Source organism: Mycolicibacter senuensis (genome assembly GCF_003284925.1).
In the GTDB taxonomy this organism is placed as follows: Bacteria; Actinomycetota; Actinomycetes; order Mycobacteriales; family Mycobacteriaceae; genus Mycobacterium; species Mycobacterium algericum_A.
In genome coordinates this window covers 20,814-27,248 of the sequence record NZ_QMEX01000051.1, presented here as the reverse complement: position 1 = coordinate 27,248, position 6,435 = coordinate 20,814, and the positions used below count along the sequence as shown (strand labels likewise).

4 protein-coding genes and 1 pseudogene are annotated in these 6,435 nt (G+C 69.1%); 2 read left to right on the top strand and 3 right to left on the bottom strand.

The annotated features are described in order from the left end of the window. The 3 genes and pseudogenes from DQP56_RS13240 to glf form a co-directional block, all read right to left on the bottom strand. Nucleotides 1-234: pseudogene (locus tag DQP56_RS13240) on the bottom strand (phosphatase PAP2 family protein); the annotation flags it as partial. After that, complete coding sequence (locus DQP56_RS13235) at nucleotides 231-2,132, bottom strand: glycosyltransferase (RefSeq protein WP_112686105.1); 1,902 nt, start codon at nucleotides 2,130-2,132, stop codon at nucleotides 231-233. The pseudogene DQP56_RS13240 and the gene DQP56_RS13235, both read right to left, overlap by 4 nt. After that, a complete protein-coding gene (glf, locus tag DQP56_RS13230; protein ID WP_112686103.1) occupies nucleotides 2,129-3,343 on the bottom strand; it encodes a UDP-galactopyranose mutase in 1,215 nt (404 codons plus the stop codon). The genes DQP56_RS13235 and glf overlap by 4 nt, the downstream gene beginning before the upstream one ends. A 325-nt stretch (nucleotides 3,344-3,668) precedes the next feature. On the opposite strand from glf, the gene DQP56_RS25275 reads away from it, so the two are divergent. Then, a complete protein-coding gene (locus tag DQP56_RS25275; protein ID WP_234825650.1) occupies nucleotides 3,669-4,547 on the top strand; it encodes a hypothetical protein in 879 nt (292 codons plus the stop codon). Between the two features lie 161 nt (nucleotides 4,548-4,708). After that, the gene (locus DQP56_RS13215; protein WP_165825015.1) at nucleotides 4,709-6,418 is read left to right on the top strand and encodes an N-acetylmuramoyl-L-alanine amidase; all 1,710 of its coding nucleotides are present in this window, start codon (nucleotides 4,709-4,711) and stop codon (nucleotides 6,416-6,418) included. Nucleotides 6,419-6,435 lie beyond the last annotated feature (17 nt).

Here is a 6,435-nt window from a genome sequence, read left to right as displayed (position 1 = left end):
GAACGCCCCGGCCCCCGCGGTCAGCCAGGCCCGGCGTCGGCGCGGTTGGACCAGTGCACCGAGCGCGGAAACCGCCAGCCACCCCAGGCTGTGCTCACCGAAGTGCGACAGCGACCGCGCCGTCGGCAACACACCGGTCCGGCCCGCCAGTGCCGACTGCACGGCGACCAGCACGGCGTCCTCCCTGTGCGGCGGAGCCGCATCGGGATCTCCAGCGGGCGCGAATTCGGTCATGCCGACTTGGCACCGTCGGGCAGCAGCACGGTCTCCCACTGCTGCTTGCTGGCCAGCGTGGGCAGTGCCCGGCGGTAGGCGTGGCGCAGCTCGTCGAAGCGGCGGCTCAGCTGGTACTGGCGGCGCAGCGACTCACGCAGCAACGTGAACATCTTCTCGCGGTCGCGTTGCCGGTAGACCACGCCGCGGCCGTCGGCGGTGGTGACGGTGACCCCGTCCTGGGTGCACAGCAAAAACCACCGGGCGTCCTGGGTGGGCACGTTGAGCTGCGGGCGCACATGATGCTCGGGCGCGGTGGCCTTCAGGTTGTGCAGGATGCCGCGCGCCAGCCGGTAGCTGATGGTCAGCGGGTGGACCGGCGGGCGCATCGGCCTGCGGCGTTGCGACGGGATGGGCAGTTCGCTGGCCGCCGGCAACACCACCGCGTCGGGGTAGTTCTTGCGCAGCGCGTGAATGTCCGGCAGCGCCGACTCCAGGATGGCGAAGATGTGCTCGGGGCCGGCCATGAAGTCGTCGAGCGCCTTGTTCTGCACGGCGACTGTCGAATACTCCAGGCAGGCAAGGTGTTTCAGGGTCGCCTTGAGGTGGCTGCGGATCAGGCCGGCGATGTTGCCGTCCCAGTGCAGCGCCGCGACCATCAACCGGTTGCGCAGGTGGAAGTAGGCCTGCCAGTCGATCGCGTCGTCCTTGTCGCTCCAGGCCATGTGCCAGATCGCCGCGCCCGGCAGGGTCACCGTGGGGTAGCCGTGTTCGCCGGCCCGCAGCCCGTACTCGGCGTCGTCCCACTTGATGAACGATGGCACCGGCTGGCCGATCTCCTCGGCGACGGCGCGCGGGATCATGCACATCCACCAGCCGTTGAAGTCGACGTCGATGCGCCGGTGCAGGTCGGGGCTCTCGGCGAGTGAGTCGGTCGCGAAGTTGTGGTCGTACTCGGTGTGTGGGGCGTTGGTCCACATGAAGACGTCCGGGTCGACGACCTCGCCCATGATGTGCAGATGCGACGGTTCCTGCAGGTTGAGCATGTGGCCACCGACCAGGGTGGGCTTCTTGGCGAACCGGTTCAGGGCCAGCGCCCGCAGGATCGAGTCGGGCTCGATGCGGATGTCGTCGTCCATGAACAGGATCTGTTCGCAGCCGGTGTTCTTCAGCGCCTCGTACATCACCCGGCTGTACCCGCCCGACCCGCCGAGGTTGGGCTGGTCGTGGATCGACAGCCGGTCGCCGAGCGCGGCGGCGGCCGCGGCGAAGCCGGGGTGATCGCGCACTTTGCGGGTGCCCTGGTCCGGGACGATCACCGCGCTGATCACCTCGTCGACCTCCGCATCGGAGGTGAGCGCGCTCAGCGCGTTGACGCAGTCGTCGGGGCGGTTGAAGGTCGGGATGCCGACCGCGATGTCGGCCCGCCCGGGAGCCTCGGTCGGGGCGTACCAGCCGCCGCCGATCAGCGTGACCGCGGTGTCGGTGGTGATGTCGAACCAGATCCAGCCGCCGTCCTCGAACGGCTGCAGGCCGATTTCGAACTCGATGATCGTCGGCGTACCGTCGCCGTCGACGGACCCGAACGGTTTGCCGTCCACCGCGATGCGTGCCCCGGTGGCCTTGGAGCGATAGACGTCGACGCGGCCGGAACCGGTCAATTCCAGGCGCAGCACCACCGATTCGACCACCGACCAGCGACGCCAGTAGGAGGCCGGGAAGGCGTTGAAGTACGTCGCGAACGACACCTCCGACTCCTCGCCGATCTCCAGGCTGGTCCGGCTGAGCGGGTGCGCCCGGCGATTGTTGGTCTCCGACTCCTCGATGTAGAGCTTGCGGACGTCCAGCGGCTCGCCGTGGCGCGGCAGGATGATCCGCGAAAGCCGGCTCACCGCACGCGAACTCTTGGGTTTGGTCATCGGCTGTTTTCCCTGTTGTTCTCGTGCAGCGGCACACCCTCGGCCAGGTGCGGCGCCAGGACGTTGTCGTACATGCTCAGCGCACTGGCGATCGCCATATGCATGTCGAGGTATTGATAGGTGCCCAGCCGCCCGCCGAAGAGCACCTTGCCCGACTCCATCTCGGCCTTGGCCAGCCGGCGATAGGCCTCGACCATCGCGCGGTCGTCCGGGGTGTTGATCGGGTAGTACGGCTCGTCGTCGTCGCGGGCGAACCGGCCGTATTCGCGCATGATCACCGTCTTGTCGGTCGGGTAGGACCGTTCGGGGTGGAAGTGCCGGAACTCGTGGATGCGGGTGTAGGGCACGTCGGCGTCGTTGTAGTTCATCACCGCGGTGCCCTGGAAATCCCCGCAGTCCTCGAGCACTTCGAGTTCGAAGTCCAGGGTGCGCCAGCCGAGCCGGCCCTGCGCGTAGTCGAAGTAGCGGTCCAGCGGGCCGGTGTAGACAACCGGAGCCTGCGGGCTCGCTGTCCGGAGTTCCTCGCGGACGTCGAACCAGTCGGTGTCGAGGCGGACCTCGATGCGCTCGTCGGCCGCCATGTTCTGCAGCCACGCGGTATAGCCGTCGACCGGCAGTCCCTCGTAGGTGTCGTTGAAGTAGCGGTTGTCGAAGGTGTAGCGCACCGGCAGCCGGGTGATGTTGGACGCGGGCAGCTCGGTGGGATCGGTCTCCCACTGCTTGGCGGTGTAGTGCTTGACGAAGGCCTCGTAGAGCGGGCGGCCGATCAGGCTGATCGCCTTCTCCTCGAAGTTCTTCGCCTGTTTGGTATCGACCTCGGCCGCCTGCTCGGCGATCAGCGCCCTGGCCTCATCGGGGCTGAAGTAGCGGCCGAAGAACTGCGAGACCAGGCCCAGCCCCATCGGGAACTGGTAAGCCTGTCCGTCGTGCATGGCGAAGACCCGGTGTTGATAGCCGGTGAAGTCGGTGAACTGCCGCACGTAGTCCCAGACCCGCTTATTAGAGGTATGGAACAGGTGCGCGCCGTATTTGTGGACCTCGATGCCGGTCTGCGGTTCGGCCTCGGAGTAGGCGTTACCGCCGATGTGGGGACGCTTCTCGAGGACCAGGACGCGCTTGTCGAGCTGCGTGGCCACGCGCTCGGCAATGGTCAGGCCGAAGAATCCAGAACCCACAACATAGAGGTCGTAGTGACTAGCCGGTGAAGTCATCGGCGCCAAGGGTAGCTGAACAGCGGCCGCGAGCAGCGTCGGCGCCCCGCCTGCTGAGCGCGGGCCGCTTTCCGCCGGTGCATCTGCTGCCCGGCGGGCCGCCCGCGGCGCCGCGAGATCGCAGTCATGCAGGCGAAGCGCGCCGTCAGCGCAATATCGGCAAGCGGCGAGGCGGCGGTGCCGGGGAAGGGTTGGTCGCGGTTTCCTCACGATTCGATCTCGTCACTCTATTCACACTAGTCACACGCGTACCGTCGATCAGGTAGGCAGTAAACGCTCTACAGCCCCTCGGGACTGAAGGGCAGAACATATTGAGGAGACTTCCGTGCCGAACCGACGTCGACGCAGGCTCTCGACCACCATGAGCGCAGTCGCCGCCCTGGCAGTCGCGAGTCCGTTTGCAGTTGTCGCAGTATCCGAGCTGGCCGCCCGCCAGGACGCTCCGCAGCACCGTGACTTCGTCGCGGCTGCGTCGGTGGCCGACCTGCCCAACGAGCTGATCTCCGCCCTCACCCAGGGCCTGTCCCAGTTCGGCGTGAACCTTCCGCCGGTGCCGGGCGGCTTCGGCAACGGAGCGGGGTCGGGGATGTACCCCGCCTCGCCGGGGATGTACCCCGCCTCGCCCGGCCTGACCTCGCCGGGGCTCTACCCCGCCTCGCCGGGGCTGACCTCGCCGGGACTGACCTCACCGGGGCTCACCGACCCGTCGCTGACCACGCCGTCGCTGGCCACGCCGCCGGCGGGCACCCCCGGTGTGTCCACCACCTCGGGCCTGACCTCGCCGGGTCTGACCACGCCGTCGCTGGGCACCCCGGGGCTGACCTCGCCCGGTCTGACCACCCCGTCGCTGTCCGACTCGTCGCTGACCAGCCCCGGATTGACCAGCCCCGGATTGACGAGCCCCGGGTTGACCAGCCCGGACACCGGTTTGCTGGGCTCCGACGGCATGCCGCTCACCTCGCCGGTGGGCCTTGACCCGGGCTTGGACGGCACCTACCCCATCCTCGGCGACCCCTCGCTGGGCATGCCGGAGAGCAGTGGGAGCGGCGGCATCGTCAGCGACCTGATGAGCGCGGCCAACCAGCTGGGCGCCGGCCAGGCCATCGACCTGCTCAAGGGTGTGGTGATCCCGTCCATCGCGCAAGCCGCGCAGGGCGCCGGTCCGGCCGCCGCGGCGGCCCCCGCCGCCGTGCCGGCCCCGTAACAGCCCCGGTAACAACGAAGCCTGTTTCCTAAACGGCACCGCAGAGTCAGCCCGCACCGCCGGGCACCGTGGGACTCTGCGGTGTCGTTTGACGTTCGCCCACTTCGGGTAGCCGCGTGTCGCATCACTAACAACACGAGACACATACGTAACATCAGCTCGTGCCAACCCGTCGTCCCCTGCCGACGATCAAGCTGACCGCTACCGTCGCGACCGTGCTGATCCTGCCGTGGGCACTGGACGCCGGGCCGGGATCGAAGTCGACAGGGACCACACCGGCTCCCCCGAGCGCCGCGGCGACCAAGCTGAACCAGCAGCCACTGCCCGACCTCGGACCTGGCGTCACCATCCGGGAGATCAGCCAGGACGAACCCTTCACCATGGTGGCGCTCACCGGCGGCGATCTCAGCGGCACCTCGGCGAAAGTCCGCGCCAGGCGGGCCGACGGATCGTGGGGCCCGTGGTATGCCACCGCCCACGAGGTCAACGACGCGTCGTTGCAGCCCCGGCCGGCCGATGCGCCCGCGCCCGGCCCGGACGGGACCGAACCAGTGTTCGTCGGCCGGACCACCGCGGTCCAGATCGCGCTCACCCGGCCCGAAGCCGCCGACGCCAAGCCTGGCCCCAAGGCCAGGCCGGGCGTCAACACCGAAGCCAAGCCGGGGCCCGCGTCGAAGCCGCGACCCGCACCCAAGCCCGACCTCGGCTATGTGCCGGCCACCGCAGCGCAGCCGTTCGCCCAGAACATCTCCGCGGTCCTGATCACCCCGCCCAAAGCCCCGGTCGACGCGCAATGGACCCCGCCGAGCGCCGCGCTGGCACCGGGACAGCCGCCCAACATCATTCCGCGCAGCCAATGGGGTGCCGGGGCCCGCGGCCGATGCGGCAAGCCGGCGGAGAGCGGCCCGGTGCAAGCCGCGGTGGTGCATCACACCGCCGGCTCCAACGACTACTCCCCCGAGGACTCGCCGGCGATCATCCGGGCCATTTACGCCTATCACACCCGCGCCCTGGGCTGGTGCGACATCGGCTACAACGCGCTGGTGGACAAGTACGGCCAGGTGTTCGAGGGCCGGGCAGGCGGCATCACCAAGGGCATCGTGGGCAGCCACGCCGGCGGGTTCAACAAGAACACCTGGGGGGTGTCGATGATCGGCACCTTCGACGACGCGCCGCCACCGCCGACTCAGCTCGAGACCGTCGGCCGGTTGCTGGGCTGGCGGTTGGGGCTGGACCGCACCGACCCGCGCAGCACCGTCCAACTGACCTCCGGCGGCGGCTCCTTCACCCACTTTCCGCGCGGCTCGGCACTGTCGTTGCCGGCGATCATCGGCCACCGCGACCTCGACGAGACGGAGTGCCCCGGCGAGCACGGATACATCGCGCTCAACGAGATCCGGGATATCGCCGCCCGTTTCGGCGAACCCCCCGGCCCCGAAGACCTCGTCCGGACCATGCAAGGCGGCGCAATCCACGCCCGCTGGCTGGAGCTGGGCGGCGCGGCGGGCCTGCTCGGTGCCCCCACCTCGCCCGAGGCGATCGGCGAGGGCTCCACCAAATACGCGACCTTCGAGCGCGGCGCGGTGTACTGGTCACCGGAGACCGGCGCCCAGCCGATCACCGGGGCGATCTACGACGCCTGGGCGGCACTGGGTTACGAGCGCGGCGTGCTGGGGCTGCCGACCAGCGCGGAGATCCCCGAACCGGAGTGGATCGGCCAGAACTTCCAGCACGGCACGCTGAACTACAACCGGGCCGACGGCAGCGTCATCCGGGTTGTCGACGGCAATGCCGAAGAACTGCCGCCGCCCCCGCCGGAGGGCCCGCCGGTGCAGTTGGAGCGCTTCTCCCGGGTGATCGGCGTCAACTAACGCCGTTCCCGGCGCGG